The sequence below is a fragment of the Pseudomonas sp. WS 5411 genome (assembly GCF_012985595.1).
GTDB lineage: Bacteria > Pseudomonadota > Gammaproteobacteria > Pseudomonadales > Pseudomonadaceae > Aquipseudomonas > Aquipseudomonas shahriarae.
Genome location: NZ_JAARMC010000001.1, coordinates 254,235 through 278,338, shown reverse-complemented (window position 1 = coordinate 278,338; position 24,104 = coordinate 254,235). Strand labels below are relative to the sequence as shown.

16 protein-coding genes are annotated in these 24,104 nt (G+C 60.0%); 8 read left to right on the top strand and 8 right to left on the bottom strand.

Translation table 11 applies throughout. The features are described from left to right. Positions 1-318 precede the first annotated feature (318 nt). Positions 319-1,737, top strand: coding sequence for an amino acid permease (locus HBR93_RS01280; RefSeq protein WP_057958570.1), 1,419 nt, complete (start codon positions 319-321; stop codon positions 1,735-1,737). 51 nt (positions 1,738-1,788) lie between these two features. On the opposite strand, the gene HBR93_RS01275 is transcribed toward HBR93_RS01280, so the two are convergent. After that, positions 1,789-8,277 (bottom strand): NEL-type E3 ubiquitin ligase domain-containing protein, encoded by a 6,489-nt coding sequence (locus HBR93_RS01275; RefSeq protein WP_169959714.1) that lies wholly within the window; start codon positions 8,275-8,277, stop codon positions 1,789-1,791. Between the two features lie 62 nt (positions 8,278-8,339). After that, a complete protein-coding gene (locus tag HBR93_RS01270) occupies positions 8,340-9,476 on the bottom strand; it encodes an OpgC domain-containing protein (RefSeq protein WP_115128918.1) in 1,137 nt (378 codons plus the stop codon). Positions 9,477-9,738: 262 nt separating this feature from the next. On the opposite strand from HBR93_RS01270, the gene HBR93_RS01265 reads away from it, so the two are divergent. From HBR93_RS01265 to HBR93_RS01255, 3 genes are read left to right on the top strand one after another with little or no spacing between them, the layout of a single operon-like run. Next, positions 9,739-10,113 (top strand): GtrA family protein, encoded by a 375-nt coding sequence (locus HBR93_RS01265; RefSeq protein WP_115128917.1) that lies wholly within the window; start codon positions 9,739-9,741, stop codon positions 10,111-10,113. Further along, positions 10,110-11,057 (top strand): glycosyltransferase family 2 protein, encoded by a 948-nt coding sequence (locus tag HBR93_RS01260; RefSeq protein WP_169959713.1) that lies wholly within the window; start codon positions 10,110-10,112, stop codon positions 11,055-11,057. The genes HBR93_RS01265 and HBR93_RS01260 overlap by 4 nt, the downstream gene beginning before the upstream one ends. Next, complete coding sequence (locus HBR93_RS01255; protein ID WP_169959712.1) at positions 11,044-12,633, top strand: glycosyltransferase family 39 protein; 1,590 nt, start codon at positions 11,044-11,046, stop codon at positions 12,631-12,633. The genes HBR93_RS01260 and HBR93_RS01255 overlap by 14 nt, the downstream gene beginning before the upstream one ends. Positions 12,634-12,637: 4 nt before the next feature. Here the strand turns inward: HBR93_RS01255 and HBR93_RS01250 are convergent, their stop codons facing one another. Together HBR93_RS01250 and HBR93_RS01245 are read right to left on the bottom strand one after the other, a co-directional pair. Further along, positions 12,638-12,922, bottom strand: a complete 285-nt coding sequence (locus HBR93_RS01250; protein ID WP_057438320.1) for a putative quinol monooxygenase — start codon at positions 12,920-12,922, stop codon at positions 12,638-12,640. Between the two features lie 12 nt (positions 12,923-12,934). Further along, positions 12,935-14,554, bottom strand: coding sequence for an FMN-binding glutamate synthase family protein (locus tag HBR93_RS01245; protein ID WP_057438323.1), 1,620 nt, complete (start codon positions 14,552-14,554; stop codon positions 12,935-12,937). A gap of 233 nt (positions 14,555-14,787) precedes the next feature. On the opposite strand from HBR93_RS01245, the gene HBR93_RS01240 reads away from it, so the two are divergent. Next, positions 14,788-15,060 (top strand): type B 50S ribosomal protein L31, encoded by a 273-nt coding sequence (locus HBR93_RS01240; protein WP_057438325.1) that lies wholly within the window; start codon positions 14,788-14,790, stop codon positions 15,058-15,060. Between the two features lie 12 nt (positions 15,061-15,072). Here HBR93_RS01240 and HBR93_RS01235 read toward each other — a convergent pair whose 3' ends face one another. The 4 genes from HBR93_RS01235 to HBR93_RS01220 all read right to left on the bottom strand — a co-directional run bounded on the left by HBR93_RS01235 (position 15,073) and on the right by HBR93_RS01220 (position 21,157). Next, the gene (locus HBR93_RS01235) at positions 15,073-16,473 is read right to left on the bottom strand and encodes an ATP-binding protein (RefSeq protein ID WP_169959711.1); all 1,401 of its coding nucleotides are present in this window, start codon (positions 16,471-16,473) and stop codon (positions 15,073-15,075) included. 2 nt (positions 16,474-16,475) lie between these two features. Then, positions 16,476-18,281: a DAHL domain-containing protein gene (locus HBR93_RS01230; protein WP_115128912.1), complete on the bottom strand. Its 1,806-nt coding sequence runs from the start codon at positions 18,279-18,281 to the stop codon at positions 16,476-16,478. Further along, entirely contained in the window at positions 18,278-19,219 is a 942-nt protein-coding gene (locus HBR93_RS01225) for a cytochrome c peroxidase (RefSeq protein ID WP_170044124.1), read from the bottom strand. The genes HBR93_RS01230 and HBR93_RS01225 overlap by 4 nt, the downstream gene beginning before the upstream one ends. Positions 19,220-19,282: 63 nt before the next feature. After that, the gene (locus HBR93_RS01220; protein WP_057444419.1) at positions 19,283-21,157 is read right to left on the bottom strand and encodes a GGDEF and EAL domain-containing protein; all 1,875 of its coding nucleotides are present in this window, start codon (positions 21,155-21,157) and stop codon (positions 19,283-19,285) included. 252 nt (positions 21,158-21,409) lie between these two features. Between HBR93_RS01220 and HBR93_RS01215 the strand changes: the two genes are divergently transcribed. The 3 genes from HBR93_RS01215 to HBR93_RS01205 all read left to right on the top strand — a co-directional run bounded on the left by HBR93_RS01215 (position 21,410) and on the right by HBR93_RS01205 (position 24,100). Further along, the gene (locus tag HBR93_RS01215) at positions 21,410-22,756 is read left to right on the top strand and encodes an HD domain-containing phosphohydrolase (protein ID WP_057438331.1); all 1,347 of its coding nucleotides are present in this window, start codon (positions 21,410-21,412) and stop codon (positions 22,754-22,756) included. 266 nt (positions 22,757-23,022) lie between these two features. Further along, the gene (locus HBR93_RS01210; RefSeq protein ID WP_169959709.1) at positions 23,023-23,436 is read left to right on the top strand and encodes an NUDIX domain-containing protein; all 414 of its coding nucleotides are present in this window, start codon (positions 23,023-23,025) and stop codon (positions 23,434-23,436) included. A 25-nt stretch (positions 23,437-23,461) separates the two neighbouring features. After that, the gene (locus HBR93_RS01205; RefSeq protein WP_057438335.1) at positions 23,462-24,100 is read left to right on the top strand and encodes a LysE family translocator; all 639 of its coding nucleotides are present in this window, start codon (positions 23,462-23,464) and stop codon (positions 24,098-24,100) included. Positions 24,101-24,104: the final 4 nt, after the last annotated feature.

Genomic DNA, 24,104 nt, shown 5'->3' with positions numbered 1-24,104 from the left:
GCCAAAGGTAGGGGCATGACTGTGCACCATCCTTGTGCAATACTCGCCGCCGTTTAATGAAGGCAATTCCTACATTGCCCAGGTGATGCTCCTCCGTAAAAGGCGCTTTTGCCGAGAGTTCTCGCTGAATCTTGCTGTTTATTGAGTGAAAAGCCCTGCTCATGGCTTTTTATACTGCACCCCCGCTGAGCGGGCCCGGATTCTAGGGCCAGGCAGGTTTGCCCAAAAGGCAGCCTGGCAGGAGGGCGTCGTGGCGATCCGCCGTGATGCCGGACACTCGGTGGTTCATATCCAATAACAAAATGAGGTTGTACCCCTATGCCTGTTGGCAACCATCTGCCCCATGGCGAGACCGCTCAAGGCGGTCCGCTCAAACGCGAACTCGGCGAACGGCATATTCGCTTGATGGCGCTCGGCGCCTGTATCGGTGTCGGTCTGTTCCTCGGTTCGGCCAAGGCCATCGAGATGGCCGGCCCGGCAATCATGCTGTCCTACATCATTGGTGGCCTGGCGATCCTGGTGATCATGCGCGCCCTCGGTGAGATGGCCGTACATAACCCGGTGGCCGGTTCCTTCAGCCGTTATGCCCAGGATTACCTCGGCCCGTTGGCGGGCTTTCTTACCGGCTGGAACTACTGGTTCCTCTGGCTGGTGACCTGCGTTGCGGAAATCACCGCCGTTGCCGTGTATATGGGCGTGTGGTTCCCCGATACGCCGCGCTGGATCTGGGCCCTGGCGGCTCTGATCAGCATGGGCACGATCAACCTGATCGCAGTAAAAGCCTTCGGTGAGTTCGAGTTCTGGTTCGCCCTGATCAAGATCGTCACCATCATTGCCATGGTTATCGGCGGTGTCGGCATCATTGCCTTTGGTTTCGGCAACGACGGCGTGGCGCTGGGGATTTCCAACCTGTGGGCCCACGGCGGCTTTATGCCCAATGGCGTGCAGGGCGTGTTGATGTCCCTGCAGATGGTGATGTTCGCCTACCTCGGCGTGGAAATGATCGGCCTGACCGCCGGTGAAGCGAAGAACCCGCAGAAGACCATCCCCAATGCCATCGGCTCGGTGTTCTGGCGCATTCTGTTGTTCTACGTCGGTGCGTTGTTCGTGATCCTGTCGATCTACCCGTGGAATGAAATCGGCACCCAGGGCAGCCCGTTTGTGATGACCTTCGAGCGTCTTGGCATCAAGACGGCTGCCGGCATCATCAACTTCGTGGTGATCACCGCCGCGCTGTCGTCGTGCAACGGCGGGATTTTCAGCACCGGGCGCATGCTCTACAGCCTGGCGCAGAACGGCCAGGCCCCGGCGACCTTCGGTACCACCTCCAGCAACGGCGTGCCGCGCAAGGCCCTGCTGTTGTCGATCTTCGCCCTGCTGCTGGGGGTGTTGGCCAACTACCTGGTACCGGACAAGGTCTTCGTATGGGTCACCTCCATCGCCACCTTCGGTGCGATCTGGACCTGGGTGATGATCCTGCTGGCCCAGCTCAAGTTCCGTAAGAGCCTGAGCCCGGCCGAACAGAAGGCCCTGAAGTACCGCATGTGGCTGTACCCGGTCAGTTCGTACCTGGCCCTGGCGTTCCTGGTACTGGTGGTGGGCCTGATGGCTTACTTCCCGGATACCCGCGTGGCGCTGTATGTGGGCCCGGTGTTCCTGGTATTCCTGACCGTGCTGTTCTACGTGTTCAAGCTGCAGCCGACCCAGGACGGTCTTGGCGCGCAACGTTCGGCGTAATCCCCTGACCCCTGGCCTGCCTGTTTGCTTCACAGGCAGGCCAGTCGCGCTTCAGACGTGCATCAACGTCCGTTGCGTGCCCTCGGTCAACTGACGCACAAGGCGGTTCTGTTCGGCCGTTTCCTCGTCGAGCAGTTGCTGGTGGCGGGTCCAATACTCATCCGAGTCCTTGGTCGGAAACTCCTGATTCAGCGCGCCGACTTTGTAAGCGATGGTGCCCTTGACGGTGAAAAACGCTTCCGGCTCGCTGCTGGCCAGATACTCGATCCAGAAGTCGGTCATCAAGATTGCTTCCTGCAACGCCGGTGACTGGCCGAGTGCCCGCAGACTCCTGCGCGCTTCATTGACCACCTCGTCGGTGACGTAATCATCCACGGTGTACAGCAACGCCAGTGGATAAAACGGCAGGTTGAATTCACGGGCCAGTTTGTCCCGCAGGTAAACGGTGACCTCGGCGGGGTCGACTTCAAGCCCGGCCTGCTCGCGCTCAAGAATAAACCGGTCGCAAAAGTGATCCAGCTGGTTCAGGTAAAAGCAGCTCTTGGCCAGCTCCAGCAATGCCCTGTCGGCCAGGTAACTCCTTGGCTGCTGCTTGGCCTGATGGATCCGGTGATGCAGCTCCATGTTGGTAAATGCCAGCAGGACGCTGTCGCCGCAATTGCCTGAGCCATAGGTATTGAGGCACACCGTGTTGCGCAGTTGCGTCGACTCGCCCATGGCGATCAGCAAGGTCCAGACCCGTTCGGTCAGGCGCGCCCTCGATGCCGTGTGGCGATAGGCGTGGGTCCGCTTCAGGTCACGCAGCACCCGGAACACATCATCGGCCCTGGCGGTTTCATTCGCTTTCAACTGTTCCCACAGCTCTCGGCGGGCGGGCACGTCTTGTGCCGCGACGCCTGTCAGCCAGGTGTCGAGGTCGTTTGCCGCTACGGGAGCATGGGCCGGTGTGCGAAGTTGCCCGCCCAGGCGGATGCCGGTATCCAGGCGGTATGTGTCGATGCGCGCCAGGGTCTCGGCGGACAACGGGTTTTCATGGAGCAGGGTGTTGCGATTGGCAGTTTGCAGCCATGGGTTGGTGAAAACCTCTTCAGGGACGGTGGTGATCCCGTTTGCCTGCAAGTGCAGTTCTGTCAGGCTTGGCAGGGCGCTGGCGCCGATGGGCCACTGAGTGATGCCTGTATTGGCCAGGTGCAAGGTATTCATCTGCAGCATCCGGCTGACATCCGGTACGAGGGTCAGGTCCGGATTATCGTTCAGATCGAGTTTCTGCAGGTTGACCATGCTTGCCAGGCGTTGCACAGACTCTTGGGTCAAGTGCAGGTCGTTGTCGTTCAGGTCAAGGTGGGTAAGTGTGGTCATGTCGGTGATCGCCTGGGGCAGTTCAGTCAGGCGACAATCAATGCGCAATGCCTTGAGCTGGGTGAACTTGCCAAGAAACTCCGACCCTGTCGCAGGGAACGCATTGCCGGAAATCCGCAGGTATTCAATGTGATTGAAGCCGGTGGTGCCCGTCAGGAATGACGCAGGAGGCAAGCCTTCGTCGTCCAGTTGCAACTCCAGCGAGGGCACGTTGAATAGCCCGGCGATGTAAAACGTAGCGTTTTCCTGACGCCATGCGCTGCGCAGTTGGTAGGCAATATGGCGTCGCCTTCCGCGGTTCATGCCCAGGGGATCGTTGAGCTCGTTGTCGGTCGGCAACAGGGTTTCACTCCAGCGCGACAGCTCCACATCCATGGCCTGATACTCCGCCTGGCGGCGTTCCAGCTCGAGCAGTTTTTCTGGGTCGCTCATGTTCAATGACTGCAGCAGTCGCCGTGCATCGTCATTGTTGAAATGGGGGTACAGCTCTTGGACCTTGGCCACCAGGTCCGGTGGCCGGGGGCCGCGAAAAGGCCAGATTCGTTGCCATAACGGATACACCAGGAACGAACGGTCAACACCCATCGCCGGTTGCATCCAGGGTTGCAGGTGTGGGATATCCAGCAGGCCCTTGATTTCAATACGGCGGGCGAAGGCCAGTTCGGCAAGCTGGTACTGCAGCTCGGCGATACCGCTTTGGGTGTCAACCTGAATTAAGCTCTGCTCGGCAGCAGACAAGGTACTGAGAATGACCCGCAGCAATCTGTTCGATGGCTGGCCCAGCGGTTCGCCCTGTTGGTCATAGGCCTGATAACCCCGGTTGGTCCTGGCGATCGTCTTGCGTGATGTCCCCACCAGATGCCCTGCCGTTTCCAGCAAGCGTCCCTGGTTGTCCCATTCGCGAATATCAATACGCAGGGTTTTCGGCCAGGCGGGCAGGAGTCGCAGCAGGTACAGGGTGATCCGGTCGCTGTCGGCATTGGCGCAGGCATCCACATACAGGCCTTCGTACGCACGGTTCAGGCGCAAGTCGTGGGCACTTGTGCGCGCCTGTTCCGCCAGGCGCAGGCTCAATTGGTTGTGCTTATGCAGTTGTCTGAGCTCCCGTGACGAGGCCTGGCCCAGGATCGCCTTGACCGTGCTGGTGGGCAGGTCCGGGTGCTTGGCCTTGAAACGCCGCTCTTGCTCGCTGCCGCCGGACTCGCTGCGTCGGTACAAAGACTTGAGGAGTTGCGCCCGCTCCCGTTCGGTGTATTCGACGATCCGGGTGACCAGTTGGACCAGACGCTGCTCGGTGGTCTTGGGGACCTGCCCCAGGAGGCCCTCGATAACGTCATCGTGGGGCACGATGGCCTCGAGCAGCCGGGCACTTTTGAACTGCGCATCGGTGACCGTCACCACCTGGTTGTCGGGCCGCTGGTGCTCGGGGTATTGGTGGGTGACGCGATTATCGCGGTCGACAATCTGCAACACGTGGGTGTCGGGCCATCCGGGCAGGCTGGAAATCACCAGCAATTGCAGGTCCGGACGGGCGAAAGGGTTGCTGGGCAGGGCATACATCGCCTCGATGAACCGGTTGATTTCCTGGTCGATGCGCAAGCGCTTGCACGTATCGGCCAGCAGCGGCGGCGATGCCCGATTGCCACGGTGTATCTGGCGCAATACATGGGGCGGGGTGTCGGTCAGGGCGAGAATGGACGTGGCCATATCCTTGGGGAATGCGTAGTGGTCGCTGCCGAGGCGATAGAGCAGGCTGTGGTCATCCCAGCTCATCGGGTTCTCGCTGGACAGGCGCCAGGCACCTTCACCGTTGTGCTCCAGGGTCGGGGTGTCGACGCCGACCTTTTGCGGGTGCATGAGCCGCCACTTGAATACCCGTCTGTCATAGATGATCCGATACCAGGAGCCAAACAGGGGCAGGTAATGGTCACCGCTGAGGGGAAGCAGGCCCAGGGCATCGAGCTGCAGTTTGTGTGGCAAGGACAGCGTGTGTTCGTACTGCGCCAGCGAACCGTTGGCCAGCCTGACAAAGCCTGAAGGGCCGCGCTGGTTGCTCATGTAGTCGCCCAGGGTAGCGCGCAGGCCCAGGGCATCGGTTTCGCTGCTCATGCTGAGTAGCTGCCGTTCATGGGGTTGCAGCACTGAGCCAATGGCCAGGTAGAAGCTGTCCACCGCCGGTGACACGGCAATCGTGCCGGCATTGCGCATGTCATAGGCCTCGTAGACGCCTTCGCCGAAGTGGCGCAGTTCCACGGTGAGGTCGTCGGGGCCGCTGGAGACATAAGGGCTGGCGATGGTGTCAGCGATCACTTCGGTGATGACGAATCTGCGTTTGAGACGTTGCTGTATCAAGGCGGAAGCGAACTCCCTGGCCCATTGATCGGCGTCGTTGTTGAACTGACGGGGGTGATACAGCGCGTCGATGGCGGCGTCGATGCGCAGGGCGGTGCGGTGAGTGTCCAACAGCTCATAAAAGGCCGTTGGCAAAAGCCCGCCACGCAGGTAGGCCTGTTGTTGGCTTGGGGTCAGTGGATGCTGTTCCAACAGCCGTTGGAGCAGTGCCGGTGACAATGGGCTGTTGAGGTCGCGCATTTTTTTCAGCAGCGGGGTGACGGCCACCAGGGGCTCTGCTGCCTTGACCGGCAAGAAACGCCGGACAGAGGGGGGCGGCAGTTGCTCGCTTTTTTCATAACTGGCGTAGTTCACCAGGGCCGCGAACAAGGCCGTGCGTTCGCGCCGTGCCAGGTCTACAACGGCACGGCGCACTGCCATGATCCGCTGGGCGGGGGTGGCATCGGCTTGCTCCGTCAGGCCCAGTTGCGAGGTGTCGGGCTGTAGGCTGATGACCAGGTCCAGCAGGGGGGCGGCGCGGTAGCGCGGCTGACCGCGATGACGTTCGGCCTGGTAACTGCCGTCTTCGTTGCGCACGATTGTCAGGGTCGTCAGCCCAGGCACCCGCTGTTCAGTCTTGCCAAAGGTTTCGATCACTGAGCGTTGTGGGTCGCTGATGCTCAACAGGACTGCGGCGGGCCACTCGGGCAGTTGGGTCAGCAGGCACAGCACCACGCTATCGCCATAGGGGGGCAAATAACCGGCTTCGTGGAAGTGTTCGATAATCTGCTGGATCACCTGATCGGCCTGCAGGCGCCGCACGCCTTCGATCAGGTTCAGGGGGGGCGGTGCGCCGCGCCAGACATTTTCCAGGATGGCGCGGGAGGTGGCGGTGCTGCGCAGCATCCGTTCCAGGTCGACCGGGGAGATGATCGACGAACCATTGTGCAGCATCTGTTGCAGCAACTGCGTATCCGACAGGTCTTGGGTGTGGTGCAAGTCGAAGGTCCAGGCTTGCAACTGCGGGGCAAACACAATCGCAGGCTTGTAGGCGCTGCGGCTGTTCTTGAGCACGTAGCGCTGATTGTGCTGGTCGTGGATGACCTCGGCCACCAGGGTCTGGCGCTCGTGGTGCAGTTTGACGTACTGCCTGCCTTGTACGGTGAACACGCACAGGGCATCGGCACTTTTACCTTCGAGCAGGTATTGCTGGTCATGGGCGTAGTGGCGGGCGTCGGGTTTCCACAATTCATCCACGCCGTCGGGGCGCGTGACCTTGCGCGGGTTACCCAGCTGTTGCAGGTAGTGGAGCATGCGCTGGCGATGGGCTTTGCCGGCAACGCTGATCAAGCGCCCGCTGACGGCCAGATCGGCGACATCGGTCAGGGTCGAAGCGAAGCCGCTGGCGTCGCCCTTGATGGCTTCATCCAGGCCTGCGCTGACGCTGTAGGTCATGCTGCCGAGCACCGCCAGTTGCATGACCCGATTCATCCCCGTGACCCCACCGGGCAGGGGGGTGAGCAACAGTTGCAGGACTTCGTTGGCGATAGCGGCGGTGGCGTCCTTGAGCGCTTGCCAGTCGGCTTCGGAGCGGGTGTTGGCGAGGGTGTCGATATCGGCCTGGCAGCGCTGGATCTGGCGATAAGTCAGGGCTTGCAGCAGGGTTTCGGTGGGGCCGGTGGCAGGGTCGGTGGCGAAATGAATGTCGTTGAGCGTCTGTTCCGGGAAGGCTTTGTGAAAGCCGTCATACAGAAGCCCGGCCAGCCAGCTCATGCCCTCGGGGCGTGGTTCCTGGGTCAGCAACGGCCGGAACAACGACAGGCCTACCAGCGGTAATTGGCGGGAAAACCAGCCGAGGTCGCCTTGCTGGTGACTGTCGAGCAACTGCTGGCGAAAATCAGCCTCGGCCGAGCGTGCGTCGCGGTGGTAGCGGAACGCGCCGCCGGGGCGAAAGGGGAAATAGGACAGCACCGCGAGGCTGGCCACTCTGATCAGCAGCAACGGAACGGGAATCGCACTCTGCCAGGGCACAAAGGGCACGGCAATCACGGGGGTGACGCCGGAGGTCAGGCTCAGGCTCTCGACGGCCAGGGGCGGCCCATTGCCCTCGATCAACGCCGTGAGGCTGTCGTATACCGCCTGGGTCATGCCGTTGTGGGCACGGTTGCGCCAGGCGTCCAGCGCATCGAACCGCAAGAGTGCCAGCGCCGCCTCGCTCATCAACCGGCGCAGCGTGCCGCTCTCGCCGAGTGTGGCCTTGATCTTTACTTGCAACTGGTGGCCCAGGTCCAGCTCGCGGGCGATGGCGATGAACGCCCGGGCGTTGAGGCTGCGATCGCCATCGGGGCCTACCACGCGGCTGGCGTCCACCAGGCTGTAGCCGGAGTCCTGGCGAATGGCGGAGGTAAAGCCGAAATTCACGCAGGCGGCTTCCCACAAGGTCATGCTCTTGACGTGTTCGATTTCGCGCAGATTGCTATCGGAGCGGCGGGGCACGCGGATGTGGCTGCCCGGCTGACGATCCCAGGGCAAGGCTTGCTCGACCTTTTCCAGGTAGGTGGTCTCGAAGCGGTACAACTGCGGGTCGCGTCCGCCGATCCGGTTGCGCAACTGCATCAGGCCGTCTGTCTTGAAGGCCCGGACCACTCGCTCTTTCTCGGTTTCAACCGCCGCCATGGCTGCGAGAGCGTCGCGTTGCAGCTGCAGAAAGCGTTGTTTTTCCTGGGTGTCCAGGCCATCGAGGGCCTGGAGAACGTTGCGCTGGATCAGCTCCAGCGCCTGTTGTTGGGCCCAGGCGGTACTCGATTGCAGATTGCCAGACAGGCCGTTGAGTAATTGATGAGTCGGCATGTGCTCTACCTTTCACGATAAGTGGAAGGTAGATGGAATCAGCCCGCACCCAGGCTCGGGGGCTAACTATTTAAGGGGCGCTCATCACTGCGCCGGGCCTGGTCCAGTTGCTTGTTGAACTCCAGCCATGCCGCCAGCCCAGCCATCAACGCCAGGCCCAGCAGTGCACTGAATATCTGCATCGGCCAGGCGTCGTCGACCTGGGCGTTGAGCATATCCGCCAGCGGCGCCAGTAAGACCCCCAGGCAGAACACTTCCAGGGAATAGCGCCCCATGCGGCAGCTTTGTTGCGCCAGCCAGTTTTGTGTCCAGGCGCGGCCAGGCAGCAGCTTGGCGGTGACATAGGCCAGGGCGAGGAAGTGCAGCAGGCGCACCGGCGACAGATCGGTCTTGCTGATCGGGTACAGCAGGTTGCTCAAGGCGGCGGGCATCAGCTCATCGTGGATCTCGGGCCAGCGCCAGGACACGGTAATCACGCCGGCCAGCAGTGTGTAGGTGGCGGCGGCAAGAAACAGCGGTTGTCGCTGCAACGGCCGGGTCTCAGGTGCATGGGGCTGCCCGGCGCGGATTGCCGCCGCGCCGCCGAGCACGAACAACAACTGCCAGGTCACCGGGTTGAAGTACCACACGCCATCGGCAATCGCCGCCAGGTTCCAGCCCAACTTGGGCGCCAGCAGGTACACCACCAGCGACACCGCCACCACCGCCAGGGGCGCGCGCACCAGTACCGGCAGCACCAGCGGCAAACCGAGCAGCAACACGATGTACAGCGGCAGCGGGTCCATCAGGTTGGGCTTGAAGCGCAGCAGCAATTCATCGGTCAGGGCTTGCTGCGGGTTGGTGATGAAGTGCGTGAGGCCCATTTCCTGGACCAGGTCGCGGGTCTCTACCTTGCTGTTGGCGAAGAAGACGATGCCCATCAGCATCGCCAGCAAGAAAATATGCACCACATACAACACCCAGGTACGGCGCAGGATTTTCAGGCTGACCATCCAAAAACCTTCGCGCTGCAACACTTTGCTGTAGGCCAGTATCGAGGCGTAGCCAGCGAGGAACACGAAGACCTCGGCGGCATCGCTGAAGCCGAAGTTACGCAGGGTGATCTGACCAAGGGGGTTGTGAGGCACGTGATCCCAAAAAATGAAAATCAACGCCAGGCCTCGAAAAAAGTCGATGCGCGGGTCGCGTCCGTTAAGCATGGCTGCGGGCTCTTGAACAGTGGGTTAAATAGTGACCCGTGAGTATCGGCAATGGTCCTGCCGCGCGTCGGGCGGGCGCAGGTTGGCGGTATTTGTAAGCAATTGCAAAGGATGGGTATTACTGAATGTCTCAATTTCGGGATGGGATTATACCGTCGGTCGTATAACCGTCCCCACCTGTTATTTCTGACAGTAGACGAGGTTTTTTCGGCATGGCTTGCTTGCCCATCGACGGCGATGGGCAACGAGGCGCGATGGTGGCATGGGCAGACTATGGATGGGGTTCTCCACCTACACGGTGATCGGCATCGCCAATACGGTGATCCACTGGCAGCTGTTTTTCGTGCTCCGGGCCGCCTTTGATCTGAGCCAGGCCTTCAGCAATTTCCTGGCCTTTTGCGTGGCGGCGACCTTTTCGTTTTTTGTGAATGCCACTTTCACCTTTGGTATGGCGGCTTCGCTGGGCCGCTACCTGCTGTTCATCTTCTGCCTGGGCAGTTTGAGCCTGGCGGTGGGGTGGCTGGCGGATCGCTGGCGCTTGCCCGGGCTGGTCACCGTGGTGGTGTTTTCCCTGGTCAGCCTGGTGTGCGGTTTCCTGCTATCGAAGTACTGGGTGTTCCGCAGGTCCGCCCCATGAGGCTCTCGCTGATCGTGCCGTTGTTCAATGAGGAGCAGGCGACACACCTGTTTTACCGGGCCGTACGCCAGGAGCCGTCGTTGCAGGATCACGAAGTCGAGATCGTGTTTATCAATGACGGCAGCACCGACCGCACGGCTGATATCGCCAGGGATATCGCGTTGGCCGATAGCGATGTGGTGTTGATCAACTTTTCCCGCAATTTTGGCAAGGAACCGGCACTGTTTGCCGGCCTGGAGTACGCCAGCGGTGAGGCGGTGGTGCCCATGGACGTCGACTTGCAAGACCCGATTGAAGTGGTCGCGCGCCTGATCGAGAAATGGAAGGAGGGCGCCGATGTGGTCCTGGCCAAGCGTCGTGATCGCTCCAGCGATGGCTACCTCAAACGCCACAGTGCCTCGATGTTCTATCACCTGCTCAATCGCATCGCCTACACCCATATCGAAGAAAACGTCGGCGACTTCCGCCTGATGGACCGCAAGGTGGTGGACGTGATCAAGGCGTTGCCGGAGCAGCAACTGTTCATGAAGGGCGTACTGTCCTGGGCCGGGTTCACCGTGGCTATCGTCGAATATGACCGGGTTTGCCGGGTGGTCGGCCACAGCAAGTTCAATGCCTGGAAACTGTGGAACCTGGCGCTGGAGGGCATCACTTCGTTCAGCACCTTGCCCTTGCGGTTATGGAGTTACATCGGTGCCGGTATTTCGTTATTGGCGCTGGGGTACGCGGGGTATCTGATCATCGCCAAATTACTGTTTGGCAATGAGGTGCCGGGGTATCCGTCGCTGATGACGGCGATTCTTTTTTTAGGCGGTGTGCAACTGATCGGGATTGGCATATTGGGGGAATATGTGGGGCGGATCTATATGGAAGCCAAGCATAGGCCGCGGTATGTAGTCGCCAATGTAGTGAAGAACCAGGAGACGCCAGATGAGTCAATTTGACGGGGTGGCTATGGGCGGTGTTGATAACTCGAAGCGAACAAAAATTGATATTTCCCTGGCTCTTATAGCGTTCTATTTTTTTGTGTTGTTGGTTTCAGTGGGGGTGCGGTTTGCCGAGTTGACTGAAACAGGTATATGGCTTGATGAGGCTTTTAGCCTGCTGCTGAGTATGAAGCCGCCTTCTGAAATTCTGTCTCATACGGCCCGTGATGTTCATCCGCCACTGTACTATCTGATGTTGCATGAGTGGATCAAGGTGTTCGGTAATGGCGCTTTTGCCGCCCGCAGTCTGAGTGTGTTTTTTGGGGTTGTTTCGGTGGCGCTGGGGATCTGGTTGTCGCACCTGTTGCTCCCTCGACGTGCGGCAATGCTGGCAAGCATATTATTGGCGATCTTTCCGGCGGCCGTTCGCTACAGCCAGGAAGTCCGTATGTACTCGTTCCTGGGGGCTTTGATGCTGGGCGCGACGATTGCATTTATCTACTGGCTTGACCGTCCGCAGAGTAAAGTTCCGCTCGCCCTGTACATCCTGCTGATGGTGGCAGGGCTTTATACGCACTATTTCGCGGCTTTATGCCTATTGTCCCATTGGGCCTATATTTCGCTTCTGGCAACGTCTCGACAGATAAAATATAAGTACCTGTGGAGTCGTAGTTGGTGGCTGGCCAATGGTTTGATTGTGATTTGTTTTTTACCCTGGTTGCCCAGCCTGCTAAATCAATTGACGTATTCGAGGTTGGACTGGATCGCCAAGCCGGGTATTAAGGAATTGGTCGAACTGACTTGGTTTTTTCTGAATTTCAGTGAAGGTCAGCAGGTGCCTGTCTGGGGGGTTTATGGCCTGGCCTTGGTGGTGTGGATAGCGTCCGTATTTATTTGTCTGTGGGATGCAAGTGATCGAAAAAATAATGCACTTCTTGTTGTGTATGTATGGTGCCCGATAGCGGCGATCATGCTGGTGTCATTGTTTTGGCCGCTGCTGTATCCACGTTATTTTTTATTTGCCGGGCTGGCGTTGCCTCTCGTCATTGCAATGGCACTGGAGGGCGTGTCGACACGAAGTAAGTCGGCGTTCGTCATCGGTTTGTCAGCGGTTATTCTGCTTGAGTTGAATGGTTTGTGGCATGTGTATAACAAGACGTGTACGTGGTGTTATGAAAACAATCAGTTGGGCGCGCTGGCCGATTATGTTGACCACACCTCGCAGCCGGGAGACGGGGTGTTGGTGCTGGAGCCTTTCATGCACTTGTCCATGATCTATTACCTCAAGAACGAACGCCCTGCGATGCAGTACACACCAATAAACGCGGATGGCACATCAGGGCGTCCCAACGGGTATCAGATTTCCACACTGATTCAAGACAAGGCCGATCAGATCTATGTCGATGACCTGGAATCGCTCACAACGGCCTCAGGCCGACTTTGGCTGATTGATGCCCAGGACCGTGGCACCCTCACGCGAAAGCTTCCTGCCCATTGGCAGTTGCTTGGCACCTATAGGGTAGGTAAGGAAAAAGCCCAGCTTATGGCTATTTGCCTGTTGGCGAGTGGCTGCCAGAAACCGCCTCTTCAATGACGGATTAAAACCCATCCATCAACAACACCCGGCAAGGCTTGGCCTGATACGCGTTGATCTGCGGCACCAGCCGGGTGAAGTGTTCGGTCTGGCAGTGGGCATCCAGCGCGGCCTGGTCGGGCCATTGCTCGATAAACACAAAGTGCCCCGGGTCTTTCTGGTCGACGAACAAGTCGTAGGCGATGCACAGCGGTTCCTGGCGGGTTTTTTCCACCAGTTCGGCGTACCAGGGGCGCACGGTTTCCAGGTGTTCGGGTTTGATAAAGTCTTCGGCGATCACTTTCAACACAACAGTTGTCCTTTAAGCCGCTTCTACTTCATGGGGCTCGAAACTGTCGGCCCGCGCCATTTGCCACATCCGCGAATAAAACTCGCCGTTCACTTCACCGGTCAGCAGTTCCCCTGGCTTGAGGAACACATGCAACTGCGAGAACAGCTTGATCTCGGTGGCCGACATGCGCCGTACCAGGTGTTTGGCCGACAACTGCGAAGGGTGATCCAGGCCGGCCGCCGCGAGCATTTCCGCGAGGGCCTTGAGGGTGTTGCGGTGGAAGTTGAACACGCGCTGGGCCTTGTCCGGTACCACCAGTGCGCGCTGGCGCAACGGGTCCTGGGTGGCCACGCCGGTCGGGCATTTGTTGGTGTGGCAGCTCTGCGACTGGATGCAGCCGATGGCGAACATAAAGCCCCGGGCCGAGTTGGCCCAGTCGGCGCCGATGGCCAGGACGCTGGCGATATCGAAGGCGCTGACGATCTTGCCGCTGGCGCCCAGTTTGATTTTGTCCCGCAGGTTCAGGCCCACCAGGGTGTTGTGCACAAACAACAGGCCTTCACGCAGGGGCACGCCGATATGGTCGGTGAACTCCACGGGGGCGGCGCCGGTGCCGCCTTCCTTGCCGTCGACCACGATAAAGTCCGGCAGGATCCCGGTCTCGAGCATGGCCTTGGCGATGCCCATGAACTCCCACGGGTGGCCCAGGCAGAATTTGAAGCCCACGGGTTTGCCGCCGGACAATTCACGCAACTGGGCAATAAAGTGCATCAGCTCAATCGGCGTGGAGAAGGCACTGTGGCGTGACGGCGAGATGCAGTCTTCGCCCATCATGATGCCACGGGTCTCGGCGATTTCCTTCGTCACCTTGTGCTTGGGCAGAATCCCGCCATGGCCGGGCTTGGCGCCCTGGCTCATCTTGATTTCGATCATCCGTACCTGCGGGTTTTGCGCCTGCACGGCAAAGCGTTCGGGGTCAAAACGGCCGTCGCTGGTGCGGCAGCCGAAGTAGCCGCTGCCCAGCTCCCAAGTCAGGTCGCCGCCGTTTTCCCGGTGGTAGGCGCTGATGCTGCCTTCTCCGGTGTCGTGGGCGAAGTTGCCGAGCTTGGCGCCCTGGTTGAGGGCGCGGATGGCGTTGGCGCTCAACGAGCCAAAGCTCATGGCCGAGATATTGAACACCGACGCCGAGTACGGCTGGGTGCACTGCGGGCCGCCGACCACCACGCGAAAGGCGCTGGGGTCGCTCAACGGGGCCGGGCGCATGGAGTGGCCGATAAATTCGAAACCGGACTGGTACACGTCGATCAGGGTGCCGAAGGGTTTGTCGGCGCTTTCATTCTTGGCCCGCGAATACACCAGCGAACGCTGGGCCCGGGAGAAGGGCAGGGCGTCGCTGTCGGACTCCAGCAGGTACTGGCGGATTTCCGGGCGAATGCCTTCCACCAGGTAGCGGATATTGCCCAGGATCGGGTAGTTGCGGCGCACCGCGTGGGGGCTTTGCAGCAGGTCGAACACGCCGATCAGGCTGAGCACGCCGGTCACCAGGGTCATCGGCCAGAGCCATTCGTGTTGGATAAAGGGGAGGCTGGCGAGGGTGAAAATGACACACACGGCAAAGAATGCATAACGGCTAAGCAACGACAGGCTCATACGGTTTCCTTGGGTTCGGACGCTCTATGACCTGTAGGAGCCTGCTCCTACAAGGTTCTATTCTTTATGCGGGTTCACGGTTCAACACGGGGCCCAGCTTACGGTCGAGTTCCTTGCCGGGGCAACCGCAGAGAACCCAAGCCTCTCTTGGTATTGCAATACGTTCTCGTTTGGGTGCATTATTTACGTTACTGTATAACGTATTAATCCTGCCCAGATGCCCCGGAGGCCCTATGAAAGCTGGTATTCACCCCGACTACCGCACCGTGCTGTTCCACGATACTGCCGCCGATGTGTTTTTCCTGATCGGCTCCACGGTCGACACGGATCGCACCCACCAACACACCGATGGCAACACTTACCCTTACATGGCCCTCGACGTGTCCAGCGCGTCCCACCCGATCTACACCGGCCAGCAGCGCAAGACTCAGGTCGAAGGGCGGATTGCCGGGTTCAACAAGCGGTTTGCCTCGTTTGGCTCCAGCCCCAAGCCAACTGAAGCCTGAACATCAGAGGCGTCACGCCGCTGTCTGCCGGATCGGCAGCACCACCCGAAAGGTGGTGCCCCTGCCGACTTCACTGCTCACCGAGATATCCCCGTGGTGTTTCTTGACGATGCCATAGGACAGCGACAGCCCCAGGCCCGTGCCTTCGCCCACCGGCTTGGTGGTGAAAAACGGGTCGAAGATTTTCTGCAGGCTATGGGGCGCAATCCCGCAGCCGTTATCCGCCACCTCCAGCCACACCCGATCGCCCTCGACCCCATTGCTGAGGGTGATCGTGCCGCGTTCCGGGCCCATGGCCTGGGCTGCGTTGATCACCAGGTTCATCACCACCTGGTTGATTTGTGAGGCCAGGCATTCAATCTCGGGCAGGGGCTGGTAGTGCTTGATCACGTCCGCCTTGTGCTTGAGTTCACTGGCCACGATGTTCAGGGTCGAGTCGATCCCTTGCTGCAGGTTCGCCCATTGCCATTGCTCGTCGTTATCGACCCGGGAGAAGTTCTTCAGGTCTTTGACGATCTGCGTCACACGGCCGATGCCGTCCTTGGATTCGCGGATCAGGATCGGGATGTCCTCCTTGAGGAAGTCCAGGTCCAACTCGTTGCGCAAGGCGCTCAGTTGTTCAAGGCAGTCACCGGGCGCCAAGGCTGCCTCAGCCTGTTGATAGGCGTCGATCATGCGCTGCAATTGTTTGAAGTCACTCTCCAGCGTGCCAAGGTTGGAGGTGACGAAGCCCACGGGGTTATTGATTTCGTGCGCCACCCCGGCGGCCATCTGCCCCAGGGAGGCCAGTTTCTCCGATTGGATCAACTGGCTTTGTAGCTGCTTGCGTTCGTCGATTTCCTGCTGCAAGGCCTGGCTGGCGAGGGTCAGTGCCTCGGTGCGTTGTTCTACCAACTGCTCCAGGTGCCCGGTCTTCAGGCGAGCGCGACGGGCCATGTCCCATTTGGCCGCCAGGGTATTGGCCATCTGTTGGACTTCGATATTGTCGAAGGGCTTTTTCAGGATCAGCAGCCGGTCGTGGGCCTTGAGACGCGACAGCAACTCTTCCCAGGAGTAATCCGAGTAGGCGGTACACACCACCACTTGCAGGTCCGGGTCGACCTTCCAGAGTTCTTCCATGGTCTGTGCGCCGTCCCAGCCCTGGGGCATGCGCATGTCGACAAAGGCCAGGGCGTAGGGGCGTGCTTGTTGCATGGCGGTACACAGTAGTTGCAGGCCCTCCTGGCCGCCATAGGCCGAGTCAAGTTCAAACGGTGGGGCCTGGGGTTTGGCGGCCTCGCCAAACAGTGCGCTTTCCATTTCGTCCAGTGCCGCGTTCTGTTCCATAGGCGGCATGAGGATCTTGCGAAAGTCTTCGTGGATCGACGGGGTGTCGTCAATCAGCAGGATGCGCCGGTTCGGGGGTTGATTCATGGTCAGGTCTCGGCACGCTCAAGAGGGATTTGCAGGGTAAACACGGCCCCCAGGCCGGGCCCATCGCTGTGTGCGGTCAGGTGACCATTCATTTCGATGGCGGCCAGGGCACAGCTGTGCAGGCCGAAGCCGTGGCCTTCCTTGCGGGTGGTAAAACCATGGGTAAAGATCCGCGTCATGTTCTCTGCGGGGATGCCTTCGCCTTCGTCCTTGACGCTGATCTGCAGGGTGTCGCCCTCCACGGCCTGGACCGTCAGGGTTATCTGGCGTGGCCGGTCGCTGAGGTTGGACATGGCGTACTTGGCGTTGCTGATCAGGTTCACCAGAATCAACAGCAACCGGTGTTTGTCGGCCATGACCTCGGGGACCGGCTGATAGTCCTTGACCACGGTGACATGGTGGCGACTCAAGGCCCCGGAATTCATGCGCAGCGCGTCTTCGACCAGGGCGCTGATATGGACCGGTTCCAGCAGCTTGGAGGCGCCAGCATAGGACTGCTGGGTGGAGACGATGTCCTTGATGTGGTCGACGCTCTTGGTCAACTGCACCAGTTCATCGGCCATGCCTTGCTGCTCGATGGCAATCGCGTCCACCAGTTGATTGAGGTATCCCGGCAACATTTTGCCCTTGTCATCCTCCGTCAGGAAGGTGCCCAGGTCATGGGGATGCTCGTTGATCAACTGCATGGCCTTGCCCAGCCCCAGGGCCTTGCTGGCCCGCAGCTTACGGGTGACCAGGTCGGCGGACACATTCACGCTGTTGAGCACGTTGCCGACGTTGTGCAGCACATTCGTGGCGATTTCCGCCATGCCGGCCTGGCGGGCGCTGTCGAGCAGCTCGCTCTGGGCGTCCTTGAGTTCCCGGGTGCGTTCCTCGACCCGTTGTTCGAGGCTTTCGTTGGCGGCCTGCAGGGCGCGGTTGACCCGGTTGATCTCGGCGAAGCTGCGTAACAGGCGAACAGCCAGGTACACCAGTACCAGCATCAATAACGTCGAAAACACCAGCAGGTAACGGTGGTACTTCTGCTCGGTCAGTTCGGCGACCCGTTGATCCTGGTCGAGTTGGTTGGTCATGACGTCCAAGTGCTCGGACAGCGGGATTGCGGCGATGCGCTCAAGCAAACTGTTGACCACCGGTTGCTCACGCAGAATCAGGGCAATGTGCTTGCTGAGAAGCTCGATAGGGCTCTGGAAATCCCCAGGCAGGTGTTCTTTGTTGATCGCCAGTTTGTTCAACCCGACAAGAATCTCTGCGGCCTTGTCATTATTGGCAACCAGCGCGAACTCAAGACTGCTGAGCAACAAGTCGTAGGTGTCGCTGGTAACGTCTTGCAACTGCAGGCGGCTGTTGTCGTCCAGCAGTCCGAACTGCGCCTGGATATCGTCCTCGGCGGTCGGCAGGAAGGCCAGGGAGTTGCGCAGCAAGGCGTTATGGGATTTGAACTGGTCCACCAGCCGCGCTTTTTCCTCGACCGCCGCTCGATAGTTGTTCTGTTCCCATTGCCATTTGGTTGGATCGGCATGCTGGTGCAGGTGCTCGCGCGCCTCCAGCTCGGCCCAGAGGCTGTTCATCTCGTTGAGGGGCGCGACCAGCGGGTCGTAGTTGTGGGTCAGGGCGATCCGCGCCTTGAGCACCTCGCTGTCCCATTGCGCGTTCAATTGCTTGATATGGCGGATCAGGTCCCGGGACGGGGTGTAGTTGCTGCTCTGGTCGGTGGAAGACTTGATGTACAAAAAAACCAGGATCGAGGCCAGCACTAAGGTGACGAAACCGAGCAGGGCCAGGCTGGCGCGGCGAGTCAGCTTCATAGCGGCTTGCCCTCCCACTCGCCGGTCAGTGTCTTGAGGAACAGCGCAATCCGGGCCTTGTCATCCGCCGACGGCGTGCGTCCCAACTGGTACTTGAACATCACGTCGATCGCCTCGTCCAGGGTCTTGGCCGAGGCGTCGTGAAAGTACGGGGCGGTGACGGCGACGTTACGCAGGCTGGGCACTTTGAACACATGGCGGTCTTCCTCATCCAGGGTGACCAGGTAGCGCCCCAGGTCCGCGTCCACCGGGTTGCCGCGGTCCTTGAAGTAGTCACCCAGCACGCCGAACTTTTGGTACATGTTGCCCCCGATGTTGACCCCTTGATGACAGGCAATACAACCGTACTCCTTGAAGCGCAGGTAGCCCTGTTTTTCGTCATAGCTGAGGATGTCGGTGTTGCCCAGCAGGTACTGGTCGAAGCGTGAATTGGGCGCGAGCAGGGTGCGCTCGTACGTGGCCAGGGCATTCTGCACGTTGGCCGCCGTGACGCCATCGGGGTACGCCTGGGTGAATGCGCGTTGATATTCAGGCGCAGCGGACAGCGTCGCGACCACGGTTGGCCAGGTGTTACCCATTTCCACGGGGCTGGTCACCACTTGTTCGATCTGTGCCTCCAGGGTGTCTGCCCGGGCGTTCCAAAACTGTTTGAAGTTCAGGCTGGCGTTGAACACCGTGGGCGTGTTGAGGGCCACGGGCTTGCCGTCGAAGCCCAGGGAGAAGGGTTTGTCATCCGCGCCGCCTTTGTCCAGGCGATGGCAACTGGCGCACGACAGGGTGTTATTGATCGAAAGACGCGTTTCATTGAACAGCCGACGCCCCAACTCGACACGGGCGGCATCCAGCACCGGCGTTCCAGGCAGCGGTTTGAGCGCCTCATCGAGTGGCGCTGCGAGTGCCGTTGAGCCGCCCAGCCATACGCCGAATACCAGGCTTATGACCCATGCCGACGGGTAACGCGGTGATGTATTGCTCAACTTCAATTCCTTGTGAGCAGAGAATCATTGATCCGGCATCAGATGATGTGGGCCGGTTTGCAGCAGCCGGGCAAAATCCTCGGCCGCCACGGCTTTGCTGAACAGATAGCCCTGGCCCTCCTCGCAGTGCCGGGCCTTGAGGAACTCCAGTTGTTCGACGGTCTCCACGCCCTCGGCAATGATATTGAGGTCCAGGCTCTTGCCCAGGCTGATAATGGCACTGATCAATTGCATGTCCTGGGTGTTCTCGCCCAGGCCACGAACAAACGACTGGTCGATTTTTAGCACATCGACGGGAAAGCGCCGCAGGTAACTGAGGCTGGAGTAGCCGGTGCCGAAGTCATCAATGGCCAGCCGCACCCCCATTTTTTTGATCTCGTGCAGGATGGCAATAGTGTCCTCGACGTTTTGCATCAATACACTTTCGGTAATCTCCAGCTCCAGCAGGGCGGGCGCCAACCCTGTCTGCTCGAGTATGGTCGCAAGGTTGCTGACAAAGTCGCGCTGACGGAAGTCGATAGCCGAGATGTTCACCGAGACACAAATGGGCGCCAAGCCCTGGGCTTGCCAGCGTTGCGCCTGTTCGCAAGCCTGGCGCAAGACCCACTGGCTCAAGGGCACGATCAGGCCGCTGTCTTCGGCCATCGGGATGAAGTCCGATGGGTAGACCCAGCCATGAGCCGGTTGAAACCAGCGAATCAACGCTTCGGCGCCGACAATCCGCCCACTCTTCAAGTCCAGCTTCGGCTGATAGTGCAAGACGAACTCATCGCGCTCCAGGGCCAGGCGGATAGCGGCCTCCAGGGTCTGCTGCTGGCGCGCGATGAGGTTCATGTCTTCGATAAAAAAGCTGAAGTTGTCCGGCCCCTGTTCCTTGACGTTACGCATGGCGGTTTCCGCCTTCTTGATCAGCTCCACGGCGTTGAAACTGTCATTGGGGTAAATGCTGATGCCAAGGCTGGCAGTGACACGCAGGTCATGGCCCGCCACATGGCGGGTGCGGCCCAGAGCCTTGAGGACCTTCTCGGCAATGCTTTTGGTTTGCTGGGGGTGATGAATGTCGTTGAGGATCATCACGAACTCGTCGGCGCCATAGCGGAACACCGAGTCGGATTTGCGGACCGTTGCCGCCAGGTCCTCGCCGACCTGTTGCAACACTTGATCGCCCACGGGGTGGCCCAGGGCGTTGTTGATACGCTTGAAGCGGTCCAGGCCAATAAACATCACGGCCAGTTGAGTATCGTGGCGCCGGCCCAGGGCAATGGCCTGCGTCAGTCGGTCGCCGAGCAACGTGCTGTTGGGCAGGCCGGTGAGGGCATCGTATTGCAGCAGGTGCGAGACCTTGAGCAGTTCCTGGACCCGTTCTTCGATCGTGCGCTCCAGGTTCGACACCTTGAGCAGCGCATCCTGTGCCAACTGCCATTTCCAGGTCAGGGCACTGGCCATCTGACGGATTTCCAGATGGTCGAAGGGTTTTTTCAGGATCAGCAACTGATCGCTGAACTTCAGGCGCGCTTCAATCGCTTCGAAGGAGTAGTCGGAATAGGCGGTACACAGGGCGATTTGCAGGTTGGAGTCGATGTTCCACAGCTGCTCGATGGTCTCCAGGCCATCCCACCCCGGCGGCATGCGCATGTCGATGAACGCCAGGGCGTATGGCGCGCCATCAGCCAGCGCCTGGCTCACCAACGCCAGGGCTTCCTGGCCCTGGTAGGCGGAGTCCAGGGTGTAGCGCTGGTGAACCGCGGGTGCCGTACCGAACAGGCTTTGCTCGATACTTTCCAGCGTCTGGTCAGCGATGGCCTCGGCACAGAGGATTTTGCGGAAGTCCTGATGGATAGAGGCCGTATCGTCAACGATCAGAATGCGTCGGTTTGCATGTTTAGGGCGCTGGCTCATGACCCGGACCCATCGGCATGCAACAACATGGAGGGGTGCATAAGGATTCCTTTCCGCAACGGGTGAGAGGAGTGAGTCAATTGCTGACTCTATGTACAAGCGTAGTCGGCTCCCTTGAATTAGTCGGCCAGTTGGCGTCAAATCAACGGCAGCTCACCCTTTGACGTAGAGCGCTGATTGCCTGGGCAAGCACCGCGCAGTCAACGGCAGGTGCAAGGGTTAAATCTAGTTCAAGTTTGAGTAGGTGTCGCCATGGATGAGCAACTCGCTACAACTTCTCCCTACAGGCCCACGGTTTTGCTGGTCGATGATGAAGAGTCGATCCTCAACAGCCTGCGCCGCCTGCTGCGCGGTCAGCCTTATGACGTCTTATTGGCCGGCAGCGGTGCCCAGGCGCTGGAAATCATGGCGGCCCAACCCGTGGACCTGGTCATGACCGATGCCCGGATGCCGGCCATGGACGGGGCGACGTTGCTGGCCGAAACCCATCGCCTGTACCCGGCGACATCGCGCATCCTGCTGACGGGCTACGCCGACCTGACGATGATCATCAAGGCCATCAACGAGGGGCAGATCCACCGCTATATCAGCAAGCCGTGGAACGATGATGAACTGCTCCTGATCCTGCGCCAGTCCCTGGAGCATCAGTTTTCCGATCGCGAAAGGCTGCGCCTGGAGCAACTGACCCGCGAACAGAACGATCAACTCAAGGCGCTCAATGCCACCCTGGAAAAGCGCGTCCTCTCGCGCACCAGCGAGCTGCAACAGACCGCCGACATGCTTGACCTGGCCTACGATGAGCTCAAACGCAGCTACGTGACCGGCACCGAAGTCTTTTCCCTGCTGGCCAACCTGCGCCTGCCCAAGGAAAAACAGACCAACCGCCCATTGATCGAGCTGATCCGGGTGTACTGCCGAGCCCAGTCGATGGATGAGTCCAGTGTGCGCGACCTGACCATGGCTGCGGCGCTGTACAACGTCGGCAAGTTGAGCTGGACCGACAGGATGATGATCGCTCCCGCCGACCTGTTGCACAGTACTGACCGCGAGCTGTATCGCACCTACCCGACCCAAAGCGAATCGCTGCTGATGACCCTGGAGCCGATGAAGGATGCGGCGCGCATCATCCGCCATCACCAGGAACGCTGGGACGGCAGTGGTTTCCCCGACCACCTCAAGGGCGATGGGATTCCGTTTGGCTCGCGTTTGCTGAAGTTGGCGGTGGACTTTATCGAATTGCAGCGCGGCTTGATTCTGGAGCGGCAGATGAACAGCGACGAAGCGTTGCTGTACATCCGCAAATACGCCGGGCGCCTGTATGACCCGGATATGGTGGAAGACTTCGTCCAGGCCTGTGCGGCCTTCCTCAGCGACGTGACCCTGGGCGACCCGACGGTCAAGGTGCTCGGCACGCGGGAATTGGCCGAAGGCATGATCCTGGCGCGCAATCTCAATGCCGACAACGGCATGCTGCTGCTCAACGCTGGCAAGGTGCTGAACCTGCCGCTGGTGGACAAGCTGATCGCCTTTGAGGCGATGGAAGGCGCCAAGTACAGCGTGTTCATCAAGGAGCCTGACGAACCGCTCCCTGCTCAATAAAAAATCACACAACCTGTGGCAAGGGGGCAACCAGCCTTGTTGTGGCGAGCGGGCTTGCCCGCGCTGGGCTGCGAAGCAGCCCTAATCAGGCCACCGTGTTTTCTCAGTTGGAGCTCGGTGGGTGGTCTGGGGCGGCTTCGCCGCCCAGCGCGGGCAAGCCCGCTCGCCACAACAAACCCGTCATCACAAAAAAACGGCCACAAAGCTGGCAGCGCAGCGCAGGGTCGTGTGATCCTTTGCGGCCTTTACTCCAAGGCGTTTATTTCATGTCCCAGACCATCCGTATCGCCGCCGCCCTGTTGATCGGCAGCGACGGCCAGACCCTGCTGGTGCGCAAGCGCGGCACCCAGGCGTTCATGCAGCCGGGCGGCAAGATCGACGCGGGCGAACAACCGGTGCAGGCCCTGGCGCGTGAGCTGTACGAAGAGCTGGGGTTGCGTATCGACTCGGCCCAGGCACACTACCTGGGCCACTTCTCGGCGCCGGCGGCCAACGAGCCGGGGTTTACCGTGGCGGCCGAGCTCTTTGAAGTGCGTATCGACGTGGCGGTAACGCCCGCTGCCGAGATCGAAGAAGTGCGCTGGATCGACCCGGCCGGCGACGGCGGCCTGCAGCTGGCGCCCTTGACACGTGACTTGATCCTGCCGTTTTATCGCGCATCGCTGACCACTACTGCCTGAACTGTCGGGCGCAAAGGACTGAGCCGTGATCCCCCTCAATGAACTGCTGATTTTTGCCGCCGCCTCGCTGCTGCTGGTACTCACGCCCGGGCCGAACATGATCTACCTGATCTCCCGCTCGATCTGCCAGGGCCGCAGGGCCGGGGTCACGTCGTTATTGGGGGTGGTCGCAGGTTTTTTTGTGCACCTGTTCGCCGCGGCTGCTGGGTTGACCGCAGTGTTTCTCACGGTGCCGGTGGCCTATGAAGTGCTGAAATGGGCCGGCGCGCTATACCTGCTATGGCTGGCCTGGCAAGCAGTGAGACCGGGCGCCCGTTCGCCGTTCGAGGCCCAGCAACTGCCCGCCGACTCGCCGCGCAAGCTGGTGACCATGGGCTTTCTGACCAGTGCCCTGAACCCGAAAATCGCGGTGTTCTACCTGTCGGTATTCCCGCAGTTCATCACCCCGGAGCACGGTTCGGTCTTCACCCAGAGCCTGATGCTGGGCTTTACCCAGATCAGCGTCAGCTTTGTGGTCAACCTGCTGATCTCGCTGTGCGCCGCGAGCATCGCCGCCTGGTTTATCCACAACCCCACGTGGCTGGCGGTGCAGCGTTATTTCATGGGGTTTGTGCTGGCCGCCCTGGCGGTGCGCCTGATGCTGGAGCAACGGCGCAGCGCGTGAGCAA